Annotated in this window: 18 protein-coding genes; 5 read left to right on the top strand and 13 right to left on the bottom strand. The window is 40.2% G+C overall.

Annotated features, from left to right (window positions below; genetic code table 11):
- Positions 1-174: 174 nt before the first annotated feature.
- From accC to P8I29_04505, 8 genes are all read right to left on the bottom strand, one after another.
- Positions 175-1,512 (bottom strand): acetyl-CoA carboxylase biotin carboxylase subunit, encoded by a 1,338-nt coding sequence (gene accC, locus P8I29_04540; protein MDG1917068.1) that lies wholly within the window; start codon positions 1,510-1,512, stop codon positions 175-177.
- A 9-nt stretch (positions 1,513-1,521) separates the two neighbouring features.
- Entirely contained in the window at positions 1,522-2,025 is a 504-nt protein-coding gene (gene accB, locus P8I29_04535; GenBank protein ID MDG1917067.1) for an acetyl-CoA carboxylase biotin carboxyl carrier protein, read from the bottom strand.
- Positions 2,026-2,049: 24 nt separating this feature from the next.
- Entirely contained in the window at positions 2,050-3,048 is a 999-nt protein-coding gene (locus P8I29_04530; GenBank protein ID MDG1917066.1) for a ketoacyl-ACP synthase III, read from the bottom strand.
- Positions 3,041-3,994, bottom strand: a complete 954-nt coding sequence (gene plsX, locus P8I29_04525) for a phosphate acyltransferase PlsX (GenBank protein MDG1917065.1) — start codon at positions 3,992-3,994, stop codon at positions 3,041-3,043. Before plsX ends, P8I29_04530 begins: the two co-directional genes overlap by 8 nt.
- A gap of 96 nt (positions 3,995-4,090) precedes the next feature.
- Positions 4,091-4,270 (bottom strand): 50S ribosomal protein L32, encoded by a 180-nt coding sequence (rpmF, locus tag P8I29_04520; GenBank protein MDG1917064.1) that lies wholly within the window; start codon positions 4,268-4,270, stop codon positions 4,091-4,093.
- Between the two features lie 9 nt (positions 4,271-4,279).
- Positions 4,280-4,801: a DUF177 domain-containing protein gene (locus P8I29_04515; protein MDG1917063.1), complete on the bottom strand. Its 522-nt coding sequence runs from the start codon at positions 4,799-4,801 to the stop codon at positions 4,280-4,282.
- 82 nt (positions 4,802-4,883) lie between these two features.
- Entirely contained in the window at positions 4,884-5,942 is a 1,059-nt protein-coding gene (gene pdxA / locus P8I29_04510) for a 4-hydroxythreonine-4-phosphate dehydrogenase PdxA (GenBank protein MDG1917062.1), read from the bottom strand.
- Positions 5,939-7,348: a leucyl aminopeptidase gene (locus P8I29_04505; protein MDG1917061.1), complete on the bottom strand. Its 1,410-nt coding sequence runs from the start codon at positions 7,346-7,348 to the stop codon at positions 5,939-5,941. Before P8I29_04505 ends, pdxA begins: the two co-directional genes overlap by 4 nt.
- A 43-nt stretch (positions 7,349-7,391) precedes the next feature.
- On the opposite strand from P8I29_04505, the gene P8I29_04500 reads away from it, so the two are divergent.
- Genes P8I29_04500 through P8I29_04490 form a run of 3 tightly spaced genes read left to right on the top strand, consistent with a single transcriptional unit; the run spans position 7,392 to position 9,366 of the window.
- Positions 7,392-8,516: a CofH family radical SAM protein gene (locus tag P8I29_04500; GenBank protein ID MDG1917060.1), complete on the top strand. Its 1,125-nt coding sequence runs from the start codon at positions 7,392-7,394 to the stop codon at positions 8,514-8,516.
- On the top strand, positions 8,516-9,094 hold the full coding sequence (locus tag P8I29_04495; GenBank protein ID MDG1917059.1) for a riboflavin synthase: 579 nt from the start codon (positions 8,516-8,518) through the stop codon (positions 9,092-9,094). Before P8I29_04500 ends, P8I29_04495 begins: the two co-directional genes overlap by 1 nt.
- Positions 9,091-9,366: a DUF3817 domain-containing protein gene (locus P8I29_04490; GenBank protein MDG1917058.1), complete on the top strand. Its 276-nt coding sequence runs from the start codon at positions 9,091-9,093 to the stop codon at positions 9,364-9,366. The genes P8I29_04495 and P8I29_04490 overlap by 4 nt, the downstream gene beginning before the upstream one ends.
- Before the next feature lie 33 nt (positions 9,367-9,399).
- On the opposite strand, the gene P8I29_04485 is transcribed toward P8I29_04490, so the two are convergent.
- The 5 genes from P8I29_04485 to P8I29_04465 all read right to left on the bottom strand — a co-directional run bounded on the left by P8I29_04485 (position 9,400) and on the right by P8I29_04465 (position 13,513).
- Positions 9,400-9,750, bottom strand: coding sequence for a tail fiber domain-containing protein (locus P8I29_04485; protein ID MDG1917057.1), 351 nt, complete (start codon positions 9,748-9,750; stop codon positions 9,400-9,402).
- Positions 9,751-9,875: 125 nt separating this feature from the next.
- Positions 9,876-10,049, bottom strand: coding sequence for a hypothetical protein (locus tag P8I29_04480; GenBank protein ID MDG1917056.1), 174 nt, complete (start codon positions 10,047-10,049; stop codon positions 9,876-9,878).
- A 371-nt stretch (positions 10,050-10,420) separates the two neighbouring features.
- Positions 10,421-10,663 carry a hypothetical protein gene (locus tag P8I29_04475; GenBank protein MDG1917055.1) on the bottom strand — a complete coding sequence of 81 codons (243 nt, stop codon included), beginning with the start codon at positions 10,661-10,663 and terminating at the stop codon, positions 10,421-10,423.
- A gap of 99 nt (positions 10,664-10,762) precedes the next feature.
- Positions 10,763-12,955 (bottom strand): CotH kinase family protein, encoded by a 2,193-nt coding sequence (locus tag P8I29_04470; GenBank protein MDG1917054.1) that lies wholly within the window; start codon positions 12,953-12,955, stop codon positions 10,763-10,765.
- A complete protein-coding gene (locus tag P8I29_04465) occupies positions 12,956-13,513 on the bottom strand; it encodes a hypothetical protein (GenBank protein ID MDG1917053.1) in 558 nt (185 codons plus the stop codon).
- Between the two features lie 68 nt (positions 13,514-13,581).
- Here P8I29_04465 and lepA point away from each other — a divergent pair, with 68 nt between their 5' ends.
- Complete coding sequence (lepA, locus tag P8I29_04460) at positions 13,582-15,372, top strand: translation elongation factor 4 (protein MDG1917052.1); 1,791 nt, start codon at positions 13,582-13,584, stop codon at positions 15,370-15,372.
- Between the two features lie 32 nt (positions 15,373-15,404).
- Positions 15,405-16,151, top strand: coding sequence for a YebC/PmpR family DNA-binding transcriptional regulator (locus tag P8I29_04455; protein ID MDG1917051.1), 747 nt, complete (start codon positions 15,405-15,407; stop codon positions 16,149-16,151).
- Positions 16,152-16,290: the final 139 nt, after the last annotated feature.

Raw genomic sequence — 16,290 nt, 5'->3', positions numbered from 1 at the left:
AGCATAACACACCCCTTTATCCCCTCTCAAGAGGGAAGCACTTACCCACACCCCCCTCTTGAGAGGGGATAAATTAGCTTTGCTAATTATAGGAGTGTGTAGCTAAGAAAATCCATCAGCAGACATAAAAAAAGAGCCTTTTTAGGCTCTTTTTACTAAATAGAACAGTCATTTTTATTTCAGTTCAAACGACTCCATAAATTTGGTGGTATAGTTGCCATTAATAAAGTCCTCGTTTTTCATCAATTGCAAGTGGAAAGGAATCGTTGTCTTTACGCCTTCAATCACAAACTCTTCCAATGCTCTTCTCATCTTAGCAATAGCCTCTTCACGGGTCTGAGCTACTGTAATTAGCTTAGCTATCATAGAGTCGTAATTGGGGGGTATAATGTAGTTGGCATAGACGTGAGTATCTATTCGAATTCCGTGCCCTCCTGGAGCGTGGAAGTTGGTTATCTTACCCGGACTTGGTCTAAAGTCGTTGTATGGATCTTCAGCATTAATACGGCACTCAATAGCGTGTAGTTGAGGGTAGTAGTTTTTACCAGAAATTTTAATCCTTGCCGCTACTTTTATTTGTTCACAGATGAGGTCGTAATCGACCACTTCTTCTGTGATGGGGTGTTCCACCTGAATACGGGTATTCATCTCCATGAAGTAGAAGTTACGGTGTTTGTCAACTAAGAATTCTACCGTTCCTGCACCCTCGTATTTTACCGATTCGGCAGCCTGTACAGCGGCTTTACCCATAGCTTCTCTTAGCTCTTCGGTCATGAATGGCGATGGTGTTTCTTCTACCAATTTTTGGTGTCTTCTTTGTATGGAGCAATCTCTTTCGGATAGGTGACAAGCTTTGCCTGTGCTATCGCCAATAATTTGTATCTCTATATGTCGAGGGTCTTCAATGAATTTCTCCATATACATACCGTCGTTGCCGAAGGCTGCTGCCGACTCTTGTCGTGCTGAGTCCCATGCTGCTTCTAGCTCGGATTCTTTCCAAACCAGACGCATACCTCTACCACCACCACCGGCGGTAGCTTTTAGCATAATAGGGTATTTTATTTCTTTAGCTAACTTTTTGCAGTGGGCAAAATCTTTGATAAGACCATCAGAACCTGGAATAGTAGGTACTCCGGCCTTCTTCATGGTATCTTTAGCGGCGGCTTTATCGCCCATACCTTCAATCATTTCTGGTGAAGCGCCAATAAATTTAATCCCATTCTCTTGGCATACTTTGGAAAACTTAGCGTTTTCGGAAAGGAAGCCATAGCCTGGGTGTATAGCATCGGCATTAGTTATTTCTGCTGCCGCTATGATGTTAGGTATGTTTAGATACGATTCGCTAGAGGGGCCTGGCCCTACGCATACGGCTTCATCGGCAAACCTAACGTGTAAACTTTCAGCATCGGCAGTAGAATAAACAGCTACTGTCTTGACACCCATTTCTTTGCAGGTGCGGATAACTCTTAGAGCAATCTCGCCTCTATTAGCAATTAATATTTTTTTAAACATTGTACTGTTTTATGAGGGATCGACTAAAAATAATGGCTGGTCATATTCTACTGGCGTAGAGTCATCTACCAATACTTTGACTATTTTTCCACTTATCTCGGATTCAATCTCATTGAATAGCTTCATAGCCTCAATGACACAAATCACATCACCCGGCTTAACGGTATCACCAACATTTACGAAGGTATCTTTATCTGGTGATGGTTTTCTGTAGAATGTTCCAATCATAGGAGATTTTACAGTGATATAGTTATCTTCATCTTTACTTTCTGCTGCTTTGGCTGGTGTTGGTTCGGCCACTGGCGCAGGAGCTGGTGCAGGAGCCGCCGCAGGCATTACTGCTGCTGGGCTTTGTGCTACAGGTATTTGCTGGATGATTGTCGTTTCTGGAACAGCACCTTTCTTAGCAGGTGATTTAATTGATATTTTCACATTATCAATTTCCAAATTGACTTCTGTCGCACCTGATTTGGCAACAAACTTTATTAATTCTTGAATTTCTTTAATGTCCATAATACAATTTTTTCAAAGATAAGATTATTTACTATCGTATGCCCATTTTAAATAAATAGAACCCCACGTAAACCCACCACCAAAGGCAGCTAAGATAAGGTTATCTCCTTTATGGAGTTTGTCTTCCCATTCCCAAAGGCATAAGGGTATTGTTCCATTTGTGGTATTCCCATAACGCTGAATATTCAGCATTACTTTATCGGTTCCTACACCCATTCTGTTGGCTGTAGCATCTATAATTCTTTTGTTGGCTTGGTGAGGCACTAGCCATGCAATGTCATCGCCTTCTAGATTATTTCTTTCCATTATCTCACCAGAAACATCGGCCATACCTTTTACGGCAAACTTAAATACGGTTTGTCCTTCTTGGTGTATGAAGTGCTCTTTGTTCTTAATGGTTTCTTCAGATGCTGGATGATAAGAACCGCCACCTGTCATTCTGAGGTAGTGACGACCTTCGCCATTACTTTTCATAATAGAATCGTGAACACCCAAACCTTCTTCGTTAGGTTCTAAAAGTACTGCTCCTGCACCATCTCCAAAGATGATACACGTTTGTCTGTCGGTATAATCTACTATAGAAGACATTTTATCAGCACCTACTACGATGATTTTTTTGTAAGCTCCTGTTTCTATGTATTTGGCAGCAGTAGCAACAGAAAACAAGAAGCCTGAACAGGCCGCCATAAGGTCATAGGCGAACGCATTTTTAGCACCTATTTTATCGGCTATGATACAAGCCGTAGACGGGAACATCATATCTGGTGTAGCTGTAGCACAAATGATGCAATCTATTTCTTCGGCAGAAATGCCTTTTTTCTCGAGTAATCCTTCAATAGCGCCAACCCCTAAGTCGGAAGAGGCCAAGCCTTCGCCTTTTAAAATTCGTCTTTCTTTGATACCTGTCCTTGTGGTTATCCATTCGTCATTGGTATCCACCATGGTTTCTAATTCTTGATTGGTCAATACGTAATCGGGTACGTATCCATGAACGCCTGTTATGGCAGCTCTAAGCTTAGTCATTATTGAAGTTGTTTAAAATTTTTGTTGTCAGATCGGCATCCACCACATCGGCAGTAAGCACAATCATGTTTTTTATGGCAATGGCATTGGATATACCATGACCAATAACAACGGTTTTGTTAAGTCCTAGGATAGGCGTTCCTCCGTAGTTTTCGTAGTTGAATCTATCGAAGTAGTCGTCTTCTATATTTCTTTTTTTGATGAGCGAATATACCGACTCGGCTTGTTTGAGTATGACGTTTCCACTAAATCCATCGCAAACGATAACGTCGCAATCATCGTCAAATAAGTGGCGACTTTCTATGTTACCACAAAAGTTGAAGTCTGTTGTATCCTTCATCATTTCGTGGGCAGCAATCGTGAGCATATTACCTTTGGTTTCTTCCTCGCCAATATTGAGCAGTCCTACTCTTGGATTTTCTACACCACAAACGTGTTCGGCAAATAAAGAGCCAAGAATACCAAATTGATATAGCACATCTGGTTTACAATCGGCATTAGCTCCGACATCCAGTATGACATTAACGCCACCATCTAATTTAGGTAGTACAGAAGATATACAAGGACGTAAAATACCAGGGACAGGTTTAACAGACATATACCCTCCTACAAACATGGCGCCTGTATTTCCGGCACTGGCAAATCCGTCTATTTTACCTTTTTTAAGAAGGTGAAAGCCTACGGCAATACTTGAATTTGGTTTTTTAACGAGTGCTTTGGTGGGGTGTTCGCCCATTTCGATGTTGTCGGGGGCGTGAACGATAGTGAATTTATTGGAGTCGACTTGGTGTTTTTCGACCTCTTTTTTAATGATACTCTCATCACCAATCAGAACAAGTTCTACATTATTGGCTAGAGAATGGAGTGCCAGTACGCTACCTTCGATAGTCGCTGATGGAGCAAAATCTCCACCCATTATATCTATACCAATGCGAACTTTAGTCATAAAATAAAAGTAGATTTAAAAAAGCTAAATTAGATTTTTTAAATCTACATAAAAATATATTTTATACAAGTGTGATAATTGTATCCGAGATACAAATTATTTTTCCATTACTACTTTACCTCTGTAGTAAAGTACACCGTCTACCCAATGCGTTCTGTGTGGAAGATGAGTTTCACCTGTAGTTTGACATACGCTTAACTGTGGCGCTACTGCTTTGTCATGTGTGCGTCTTTTGTCTCTTCTTGTTTTAGAGATTTTGCGTTTAGGATGTGCCATAATCTAAATTTATTTAGTCTTTATTCGTTTTAAATTTTCCCATCGAGGGTCAATTGTTTCATTCGTTTCTTCTGTCCAACCCATTTGTTCTAGTTGTTCTATCATTTCAGGGTTACACTCTTGATCGGATTGATGTGTTCGTTTTGAGGGTAGTGAAAGGTGAACAAACTCGTAAATATATCGTGCTAACGACAGGGTATGTTCGTTGGTAGAGAGAATAACAATTTCGTCACTTTCTACATTTTCAACGATATCTGAAAACTTAACAATCAGTTCAAAGTGTTGATTAATTTCTTGTTGATAGTCGTCGGTACATCTATCGCAGGGGAGTGTTATTTCTCCATTTAAAGCAAAATCTAATTGTAATAGAGTTGCTTTTTTTACTAGAGTAACATCAGTGCGAATCTGTGCTTTTTCTATCTCAGAATAATCGAACAGTGTAAAGAACGTATCTACTATGTCAAATTGGAATTGATGGCTGCCTAATTTTAAAGCCGAAAATTGAATTTCAAAATCTTTAGACCTTACCATACATTCAGAACTTTTTCAAAGTAGCCTGCAAATGTAATAATAATTCCTTAATTCCACTATTTGATATACAAATGAATGAATACTAGCGTTCTCTAGTTTTTTCTTTCCTTGCTTGTACCTTCAATGGATTGCTGTTTAGCTCGTGCCATTCTTGGCGTTTTTTGAAGATATCACAAGCGCTATAAATAGCTTGGATAAAGGATGTTTCGGAGGCTAAATTTTGTCCTGCAATATCGAAGGCTGTGCCATGGTCTGGCGATGTTCTAATGATGGCTAATCCAGAAGTAAAATTCACGCCATTGCCGAAAGATAATGTTTTGAATGGGACAAGTCCTTGGTCGTGATACATGGCTAGAACCCCATCGAAAGCACTCAATTTGTTGGAGCCAAAAAAGCCATCGGCAGGGTAAGGGCCGAATGATAAAAGACCTTCTTCTTGGGCCTTTTGAAGAGCAGGAATAATGGTTTTTTCTTCTTCTTTGCCGAGCAGTCCATTATCTCCAGCGTGGGGATTGAGCCCTAAAACGGCAATTTTAGGCTTACGTATGCCAAAATCTTGCTTTAAGGTTTGGTTAAAGGCGATTAGCTTTTCAACAATTAAATCCTTGTGGATAGTTTTGGACACCTCTTCGATAGGAATATGCCCTGTTACTAGGCCTATTCGTAAATCGTCGCTCAACATCAACATAAGAGCTTTACCCTCGAATTGATGCTCTAAATATTCGGTATGACCAGGGAATTTAAAGCTATCGGACTGTATGTTTTCTTTGTTGATAGGTGCTGTTACAAGCACATCGACTTCCTTATTTTTTAATGACTGACTAGCGCATTCTAAGGATTTAAGGGCATACTTTCCACCATCTGGAGTATTGTTGCCCAATGTAGGATTAAGCTCTTCTTTCCAACAGTTGATAATATTGACTTTCTTGTTTTTACAGTCTTTAACAGATTGTATTTTATTCAAATAGACATCGTCTAAGCCCAGTTGTTTTTTGGTCTTTATAGCCAATTTATAATCGCCAAATAGGATAGGGGTACAAAAGTCTAGCATACGCTTATCTTTGAAACTTTTTAAGATAACCTCTAGTCCAACACCATTAGTGTCGCCGATAGATATGCCTAATTTTATGGGCTTACTCATTCCGATTTATATTTTAGGTAATCGAATAATAAGCGAACGCCAACCCCTGTTCCGCCTCTACCTCGGTAGTTGAACGGACTAAGCATAAATGCAGGTCCAGCAATATCCAAATGGGTGTAAGGATAATCGGTAAAATGCTCTAAAAATTTACCAGCAGTGATGGCTCCAGCTTCGGCACCACCCAAGTTTTTGAGGTCGGCAATACTCGATTTCAAATCGTCTTTGTATTCGTCCCAGAAAGGAAATTCGGCTAATCTTTCGTGTACTCTGTCGCCACTTTCTTTGAGTGCCGCCATAGTCTCTTTATCGTTACCCATAGCTACGATGCCTTGTTTGCCTATAGCTCTTGCCGCCGCACCTGTCAATGTAGCAAGGTCGATGACTATTTCGGGTTTATATTTTTTAGCATAACTCAAAGCATCGGCGAGTATAAGTCGTCCTTCGGCATCGGTATTTAAGACCTCTACACTAGTGCCGTCATGCATAGTAATCACATCGCCTGGAGCATAGGCATTTCCAGAGGGGCGGTTATCGGTTGCTGGTACTAAGCCTACGACATGAACATTGAGTTTAGCTTTAGCGATGGCGTACATTGTGCCTACTACTGCTGCTGAACCTCCCATATCGCATTTCATCATATCCATAGAATTGGCGGTAGGCTTTAGGCTCAAACCACCCGTATCGTAAACAATACCTTTACCCACCAATACTATGGGTTTTTTGTTGGTAGCCCCTTTAGGTTTCCACTCCATAATATTGAAGGTAGGGGGGTCAATACTGCCTTTGTTGACGGCTAGTAGGCCACCCATTTTTAGGGCTTCAATCTTACTTTTGTGAAACACTTCTACACTAAAACCAGCCTCTTTGCCTAGTCGTTCTATATCCTTGCTATATTGTGGTGCCGTCAGATAGGAAAAAGGTTCATTTACTAAGGATCTGGCTACACAAGTACCGTCCACCACCGATTGCAAATGCTGTATGTCATCTGCCGAACCATCAAAATGAAGGTCTATACCTTTTAGGGTGTTTTCTTTTTTCTCGGAAAAATATTTTAGAAACTGATAATTACTCAAGGCTAAACCCTCTACAAAAGCCAGAGCTTCCGCCTTATTTTTAGCATAATCCACAACGGTTAGCTGTTCTATTTTCAGTGTATTTATCTCGCTGTGCAAGGCATTTGCAGCAAGTCGTATTTTCTCTAAATCACCTTTTGTAAGGACGACAAAAATTTGATGACTATAGCGATTTAACCGAATGCTATTTTGTTCTTTTTCAATAGCGCTTTCTAGGTATTTTGTTTCTTCTTTAGTAAAAGAAAATCTCTTAATATCATCTAAGGATTTACACACTAATATTAAAGATTGCTGATCTGGAATTTGTTTTGATAGAGATATGAGTAAGTCCATAATTAATGTCGTATTTTTGTACCTGCGAAATTAGACAATTTAGATGAATATAGACGCTTTACTAAAACGAGCTTTAGCCTTTGAGTTTTTATCGGCAGAGGAGGGGCAATATCTCTTTGAAAACGCTCCTACAGCAGATTTAATGTGGGTAGCTAATGAGTTAAGAAAAATTCAAAAACCAGATGGTTTGGTTACTTGGCAGATTGACAGAAACGTCAATACGACCAACGCTTGTATTGCCAACTGCAAATTTTGCAACTTCTTCAGACCACCAGGACATGATGAAGTCTATGTCACGACTATTGAGCAGTACAAACCCAAAATAGAAGAAACCATGCGTTATGGTGGCGATCAATTGTTATTGCAAGGTGGTCACCACCCTGATTTAGGCCTAGATTTTTACACCAACCTACTTAGTGAGCTTAAAGCGCTGTATCCCGAAATCCGTTTGCATGCCTTAGGACCACCAGAAGTGGCTCACATTTGTAAGCTAGAAGGCAAAAGCCACACAGAAGTTTTGACGGCATTGAAAGAAGCTGGTATGGATAGTTTACCGGGCGCTGGGGCAGAAATACTTAACGATAGGGTCAGACGACTTATTTCTAGGGGAAAATGTACCGGTCAAGAATGGCTAGACGTTATGCGTGCTTGTCATCAATTGGACATTACCACTTCAGCAACGATGATGTTTGGACACATAGAAACCTTAGAAGAACGCTTCGAGCATTTGGTATGGATACGACAAGTGCAGTCCGAAAAACCTAAGGATGCCGATGGCTTTTTAGCCTTTATCCCTTGGCCTTTTATGGACGATGGCACTTTGCTAAAGCGAATTAGAGGGATACAAAACAATGTGTCTGGTGACGAATATTTGCGTATGATTGCTATTAGCAGAATTATGTTGCCTAACATTAAAAATATACAAGCCTCTTGGCTAACGGTGGGTAAGCAAACAGCACAACTGTGTTTGCATGGTGGAGCCAACGATTTTGGATCTATTATGATAGAAGAAAATGTAGTATCGGCAGCCGGTGCGCCACACCGATTTACCTACAAGAGCATTCAAGAATCGATTAGGAAAGCGGGTTTTGAACCCCAATTAAGAAGACAAGATTATACCTTTAGAGAAATCCCTCAAGGTATAGAAGAACAAATCATCAATTACTAATGTTTACAGGGATAATAGAACATATTGGCGAGGTCGTAAAACTAGAAAAAGAGCTAGATAATTTGCACATTTCTATGCGTACGCCCATTACTTCGGAGCTTAAGATAGACCAAAGCGTAGCGCACAACGGTATTTGCCTAACGGTAGTGGCTATTCAAGACGATGTGTATACTGTTACCGCCATTAAAGAAACTTTAGACAAAACCAACCTTGGGCATTTGGCAGTAGGGCATAAAGTCAATATTGAACGTTGTATGAAGTTGGGCGATAGGCTTGACGGCCATATCGTTCAAGGTCATGTCGATCAAACGGCAAAATGCATACACATTGGTCAAGAAAACGGTTGGCACACTTACACCTTTGAATACGAGCCTTCCCAACACATTACGGTGGAGAAAGGTTCTGTTTGTGTCAATGGGGTGAGCCTAACGGTGGTCAATTCACAACAACATCGTTTTTCGTTAGCTATCATACCTTATACTTTTGAGCATACCAATTTCCACGATTTGGAGGTAGGTAGCATAGTTAATTTGGAGTTTGATATTATTGGCAAGTACATAACAAAGATGAATTCATGAAAAAGTTCTTTCGATTGATTACCCTTTTAGAAGGGTTTTCTTATATCCTTTTACTCTGTATTGCTGTTCCTTTAAAATATTGGGGTGGCGATGAATCTTGGGTCAAACTATTGGGTATGCCTCATGGTTTGTTGTTTATGGCATACATCGTTTTAGCCCTTTTCCTTAGAGAGGATTATCAATGGGGTATTAAAGAAACATTCATCGTCTTGTTAGCTTCTATCGTTCCTTTTGGCACTTTTTACGTTGATAAGAAGTATTTGAGGGATTAACTATTTGGGTTCGTTTCTAGGCGGACTACACCCCTATTTGCCTTCTCTTTTAGCTTTCAGCTCTTTTAATTCGTGTAGTAGCGCAACATTTCTTTGATCTAATTCTTTAATGGCATTTACCATCAGCCAAATGATTTCTGATGAGTCAAATTGTCGTTTATCTTTCAAGCCACTTGACCCTTGACTATCGTCAAATAGGCTAACCGTATTGGGCAATATCTTCTCAATTTCTTGAGCTATAACCCCAACGTATTGTTTGGTGGTGTCACTATAGCCAGACTTGCTGTTATAGTGATAACTTACGGGTTGTATTTGCATAACCTCATCAATACCCTTGGTGTAGGTAATAATATTTTTCTTGACTCTACGGTCTGAATAGGTCAGCCAAGAGCCACCACCCGATTTTGAGGCTCCTCCATTGACAGAAAGCGTATTGTCTGGTTGATTAGTGTTTATGCCTACTCTGCCACTAGGCCCACTATGTGGGGAAAAACCAGGTAAATGAATGGTTAGAACGTTATTTTCTGTCCAATTGCTACCATCACTATATTACTATTGTCGGGGTAAACCAAAATAGTAGAGTAAAATGTTTGATGAGATAAGGGGTTAATTGTATTATTCAAATCTATTTCTTGCCAACTGTTACCGCCGTCAGTAGATTTGAATATAGCGGTGTAAAACACATCGCTACCGTCATAGTCTCCAGATAACCAATAAATAACATCGTGGTTGTTAGGGTCAATCTCAATATCAGAGACCCCTAGGTTTTCTACAAATTCAGTGATATTGCTCCAATTATACCCTCCGTTATTTGTACGCCAAATGCCGTGCCCCTACATAAAACGTATTTTCAAGGGTAGGGTGAAAGGCAATACAATTGAGCCTCCAAACACCAATTTTGTTAACACCCCTACGAGGAGTATCAGATGGGCCTAGAAATTCAAAATTACAAGGATAATTCTCAACAGCACTTGCTGCACTAGACGACTGACTTGAATTAGAAATGCTTTGAGCAGGCGAACTTGCAGCTGATCTTTTCTTGAATTTGTAATACTCATAAGCATCTGGAGTCTTCCAATTTTACTCTTTCATCCACTTTAAACCTAGCATTATAATGCCACCTATTGTATGATTTATACGCTCTTTTGCCATCTTCAACACCTAGACTGTCCAAGTGTCGTGCCATTATTTTTTCAATCTCGGCTAAAGTGTAACCGTCATGGACTAATTGAATGTGTTTTTGGGCATATGCACCACAGAAAAACAAAAGAAAATAGAGTGTTAGACGTTTTTTCATAAGATATACTTTAAGTAGGAAATCCAAATATACAAAAGAAAACGATTAATTCCAGCTTAAAAAAAGCGGCTAAGTCCATCAGAATGGTTGCACTGCGGCTTATTGTACAATCAAAGGTTCATTATATAGGCGATTTTCAAAGCGCAGTTGAACCGTATAAACCCCTTTTTGTAATCTTGCTAGTCTTATAGGATTATTCCAACCGCCTTCAATTTGATAAACCACCTGCCCCAATTGGTTGAGTATAGTAATGCTTTCCACACTATTGATGTCGGTGCTTACACTAATGCTAATACTTTCGTTTGTAGGGTTAGGATAAATACTGAACGGATTGCCCAAATAATCTGTCAGTAATTGGCGCATGACATGCGGTCGAATACTAGCAAAAGCATACAAACTTTCTACAGCCTCTAACCATGCGTTGCTATTGTCTGGCACATTCCATCTTAGCCTATGTTCTACGGCTTCTGCACTGTAAAGTCTCTCCATTTCCTTAATGTGTTGCATAAGGTTGGGTGTAAAAAAGGTAGTTGTTAGCAGTTGCTCAAAACGTCGTCTGAATTGCTCCCTAAAGTTAGTGTTTTTCAACAGTTGGCGCATAATGAAGACAGACCATTCATCAAAATCTTGACTACTGTTTTTTTCGTTGATTAAATCTGCCATGAGGTTGTAATATTCGTAGCTCATGCACTCGTCACAGTCAAAAAATAGCCATCGCCATTTGCCCTCGTCTTGAGCTTTCCAATACTTAACGTTATTGTGTGGCCAGTCGGTATTAGCCAAAAACAATTGAGCGCAATAGTAGTCTATGATATTGTCAATATCTATATGTCTGCTGATGTAGTCGTAATGCTCATGGAGACTCATGTCATTCTCATTCATATAGCCTTTGAGGTTGAGAAAGTCTTGGTTGTCGCCTTCTTCTACTTGAGCATTGTGGGTCAATAAATGGATATGGTCTTCATCAAAATAATCGCTGATGAAATGCTCATCTGTTCGTTCATTGAGGTGGTGTATGCCCCAATATTCCCCATTGATAAATACGATAACTTCTTGGGTGCTGGGGTGTTCCAAATTCATGTCAATAACGATGCGCTGAGCGAGTTCATTTTTGAACATCGTATTTTTCCAGTCGTTGGAACTCGCAGAGCGGAGTATGATTCTTTTGAAAGAGTCCATTTCCTTACCCTCGAAAAAGGGATATTTAATTCGTGATTTACCATAAGAACCTCGAGCATATAGCAGTAAAGATTTTTGAGGAAATGTTCGGCTTATATTTCCATTGGTACGTATGCCAACCTTCTGATTGACTTGTCGTTTACCCTCTAAGTCGAAATATTCGAAATGGGCTTGACGCTCCCATGCTCTGCCTCTTTGGTAATAATTGGTGTTCTGTCCCTTTACATAGATGCCTATTTCATCATCAAACAGATTTTCTGGTGCTGTAGAAAGTGAAACCACAGGAAAAGTGTAGCGGCTTTCCATCTGTGGGTTAATGAAAAAACTATGGGTAAATACGGAGCTAATGCGTTGCCCATTTTCAAAGGCAGCTGACTTAATAAGGTGTCCTTTAGAGACCTTTCCTTGTGGCCTTTCCCACTCTTCCGAAGTGGGGATTTCGGAAATTATATTGTCTTCTTCGGAGGCATCGTTTAGCACCAAAGCTGTAGTATATAAAAGGTCATCGGTGGTGGGCTCGGCACCATCAAGAGTGTAGTATATTTGAGCACCACTATGGCTCGGCACTATAGATAGGTTGATGCTATTTTCATACCAACCGCTAGTGTGAGAAAAGGACAAGCTGCTGAATAGTAAGTATATACTGTCGTTGGGGCTGTTGGGAGTCGGACTTTGGAGTTTTGCCAAAAGTTCGGCACCGTCTGGATATCGACCAAAAGATTGATTTTCATCCAGTGGCACAGCAGGCAAGGAATCTACCAAACCCATGGCGTAATGGCTGAGAAATAGAGCTTCGCCTTGACTACTAATCTTAAAGTTACAGTCCATCTCCATATCCAAACCACTGGCGTAAACGGTAAAAAACCCACCCCCTTGAATATAACGCTTAGGCAATTGCCATTGATCCATTTCTTGCCTATCGTCAGAAAGGAAGTAGTCAGATAGTAGGATACTATCGTTGCTGCTATTGTATAATTCTATCCAATCGGGGTAGTTGTTCTGAGCGCTTGCCCAAGCGTTGTTGTTAAGCGACATCATCTCGTTGATGTGCAGCTGTGCATTGGTGTTGATGCTCCAACAGACTATACCTATAAATAAGATGATTAATCGCATTTAGTAGAGGATTAAGCCCACTTTAAAGCCCATTAAATCAATGGTCAAAGATTCGGTATGGTACAATTGATTGTCGCTATTGTAGTGTTCTAAGTCCACCTTTTGTAGTATGTAATTGAAACTAGCAGTAAGCCCTAATTTTTGGCTGATACGGTACTGGTAGCCCATACCCGGTGAAAAATACATTTTGCCGACATAGCGACTATTTATAGCATCTTCAAAAATTCGATTAGTAGCTTGGGAATAGCCAACCGCCGTATTGTAAAACAGCCCATTATCACTTTTATTCCTACTGGCTCTACAATGAATAAATAGGGGTGTAAATGTTTCCTCTTCTAGCTGTATGTAGGCTACTCCTAGCCCCAAACTAACGTAATCGCTTAAGACTTTGCTGACATTTAGCTGAGCCATGCCCCCCGATTTGAGTATAGGAAAAGATTTACTCAGTTGTATGCCTCGTAAACCTCCCAATTCTAATTGGCTGTTTAGTTTAGAATGTTGGCTGTAAACAAAAAGTGTACAGAATAGTAGCGTCAGCGTAGCAAAATAATGTTTCATTATTCAAAGGTAAAAATTCTTAGCTAGTGACATCTCATACACTATGAATTTTCCTTACTTTCGCTGTAATGAAAAATATCAGAAATTTTTGCATCATTGCCCACATCGACCACGGCAAAAGTACTCTAGCAGATAGGTTGCTAGGGGTTACCGGAACGGTCACAGAAAGGGAAGCCCAAAACCAATTGTTAGACGATATGGATTTGGAACGTGAACGAGGGATTACTATCAAAAGTCACGCCATACAAATGGAATACAAGCTTAATGGCGAAGACTATATTTTGAACCTCATAGACACTCCCGGCCATGTGGATTTTTCTTATGAAGTATCACGTTCTATAGCTGCCTGCGAAGGGGCTTTACTGATTGTGGATGCTGCTCAAGGTATTCAAGCTCAAACTATCTCTAACTTATATCTTGCCTTAGAAAATGATTTGGAGATTATACCTGTTCTGAATAAAATAGATTTGCCATCTGCTGACCCCGAGGTGGTCAAAGATCAAATCATAGATTTAATAGGCTGTAAAGACCAAGATATTATCCCTGCATCAGCCAAAACAGGCTTGGGAATAGAAGATATACTAGAGGCTATTGTCGATAGAGTGCCCCCTCCTAAAGGAGACCCTAAAGCACCATTACAAGCTATGATTTTTGATTCTGTTTACAATTCGTTCAGAGGGATTGAGGCTTATTTCAAAATAATCAATGGGACTATAAATAAAGGCGATGAGGTGCAATTTATGGCTACAGGCAGAACCTATTTTGCCGATGAAATAGGGGCTTTGAAGTTGAAACAAAAGCCTATGAAATCCCTATCTGCAGGCGAGGTGGGCTACCTCATTTCAGGTATTAAAGACGCTCGTGAGGTCAAAGTAGGGGACACCCTTACCCTAAAAGATAATCCATCGCAAGAACCGGTCAAAGGTTTTGAAGATGTTAAGCCTATGGTATTTGCTGGGATTTACCCAGTAGACACCGAAGACTATGAAGAGCTCAGAAACTCCATGGAAAAACTGCAGTTGAACGATGCTTCCTTGACTTTTGAGCCCGAATCATCGGCGGCATTGGGCTTTGGTTTTAGGTGCGGATTCCTTGGAATGTTGCATATGGAAATTATCCAAGAACGCTTGGAAAGAGAGTTTGATATGACGGTCATAACAACCGTTCCTAACGTTTCTTATTTTGCCTATACTACTAGGGGCGAAAAGCTATCTATTCATAATCCATCGGATTTGCCAGACCCCTCAACAATGGATTTTGTGGAAGAGCCATTTATACGTGCCCAAATCATTACCAAATCGGATTTTGTAGGAGCGGTAATGTCTTTGTGTATCGAAAAAAGAGGGGTGCTCACCAATCAAGTGTATTTGACTACCGATAGGGTGGAGCTGACTTTTGAAATGCCCTTGGGAGAAATCGTTTTTGACTTTTATGATAAACTCAAAAGTATCTCTAGAGGTTATGCCTCTTTCGATTATTTCCCCTTAGAATACCGCCAATCTAACTTAGCCAAGTTGGATATACTGCTAAACGGCGATCAAGTAGATGCCTTGTCGGCACTTATCCACCGTGATAATGCCTATACATTGGGCAAAAAAATATGCATGAAGCTGAAGGAGTTAATTCCGCGTCAGCAATTCGATATTGCCATACAATCGGCTATCGGTTCTAAAATTATTTCAAGAGAAACAGTGAAGGCTGTGCGTAAAGATGTCACCGCTCGATGTTATGGTGGTGATATTACTAGAAAACGAAAATTACTAGAGAAACAAAAGAAAGGAAAGAAGAAAATGAGACAGATTGGTAGCGTTGAAGTGCCTCAATCTGCCTTTATGGCCGTCTTAAAATTAGACGACTAATTTTTATATCTTGCCTTTAAATACATTTACTTATGGGTAGAGCATTTGAATTTAGAAAAGCACGTAAAATGAAACGTTGGTCTGCTATGGCCAAAACCTTTACACGCATAGGAAAAGATATTTCTATTGCTGTCAAAGAAGGTGGTCCTAGTCCAGAAACCAACTCGAGGTTGAGGGCTGTCATTCAAAATGCCAAGTCGGCAAATATGCCTAAAGACAATGTAGAGAGAGCCATCAAAAAAGCTATGGGCTCAGATTCTGCCAATTATGTGGAGATGAGTTTAGAAGGCTATGCACCATACGGTGTGGCGGTTTTCGTAGAGTGTACCACCGACAACAACAACCGTACGGTGGCTAATGTGCGTTCTTACTTCAACAAGTGCGAAGGCAATCTAGGAACTAACGGCTCACTCGAATTTATTTTTGATAGAAAAGCCGTATTTACTTTTTCTGCTAGTCAGGTCGAAATGGACTTAGAAGAATTGGAAATGGAGCTGATAGATGCTGGTCTCGAAGAATTAGAAAACGATGAAGGCACTATTACCGTAACCACAGACTTCACCGACTTTAGTAATATGCAAAAACAATTGGAAGGCATGAGTATAGAGTTGGAAAGTTCAGAGTTACAACGCTTTCCTAACAACACCAAAGCCTTAGACTTGGAAGAGGCTAAATCAGTTCTGAAACTGATAGACAAATTGGAAGAAGACGAAGACGTGCAAAACGTTTTTCATAATATGGAGATGACCGAAGAAGTTATGTCCCAAATGGATAACTGATGAAAGACAAACTCAAGATATTAGAAGAAAAAAAGGCTCAAGCCTTAGTGGGTGGCGGACAACAACGTATAGACGCCCAACACGCTAAAGGTAAGCTGACCGCCAGAGAGCGTATTCACTTTTTAATGGACGAAGGTTC

The sequence above is a fragment of the Flavobacteriales bacterium genome (assembly GCA_029248105.1).
Taxonomy (GTDB): domain Bacteria; phylum Bacteroidota; class Bacteroidia; order Flavobacteriales; family UBA7312; genus UBA8444.
This window is presented reverse-complemented; position numbering and strand designations above follow the sequence as displayed.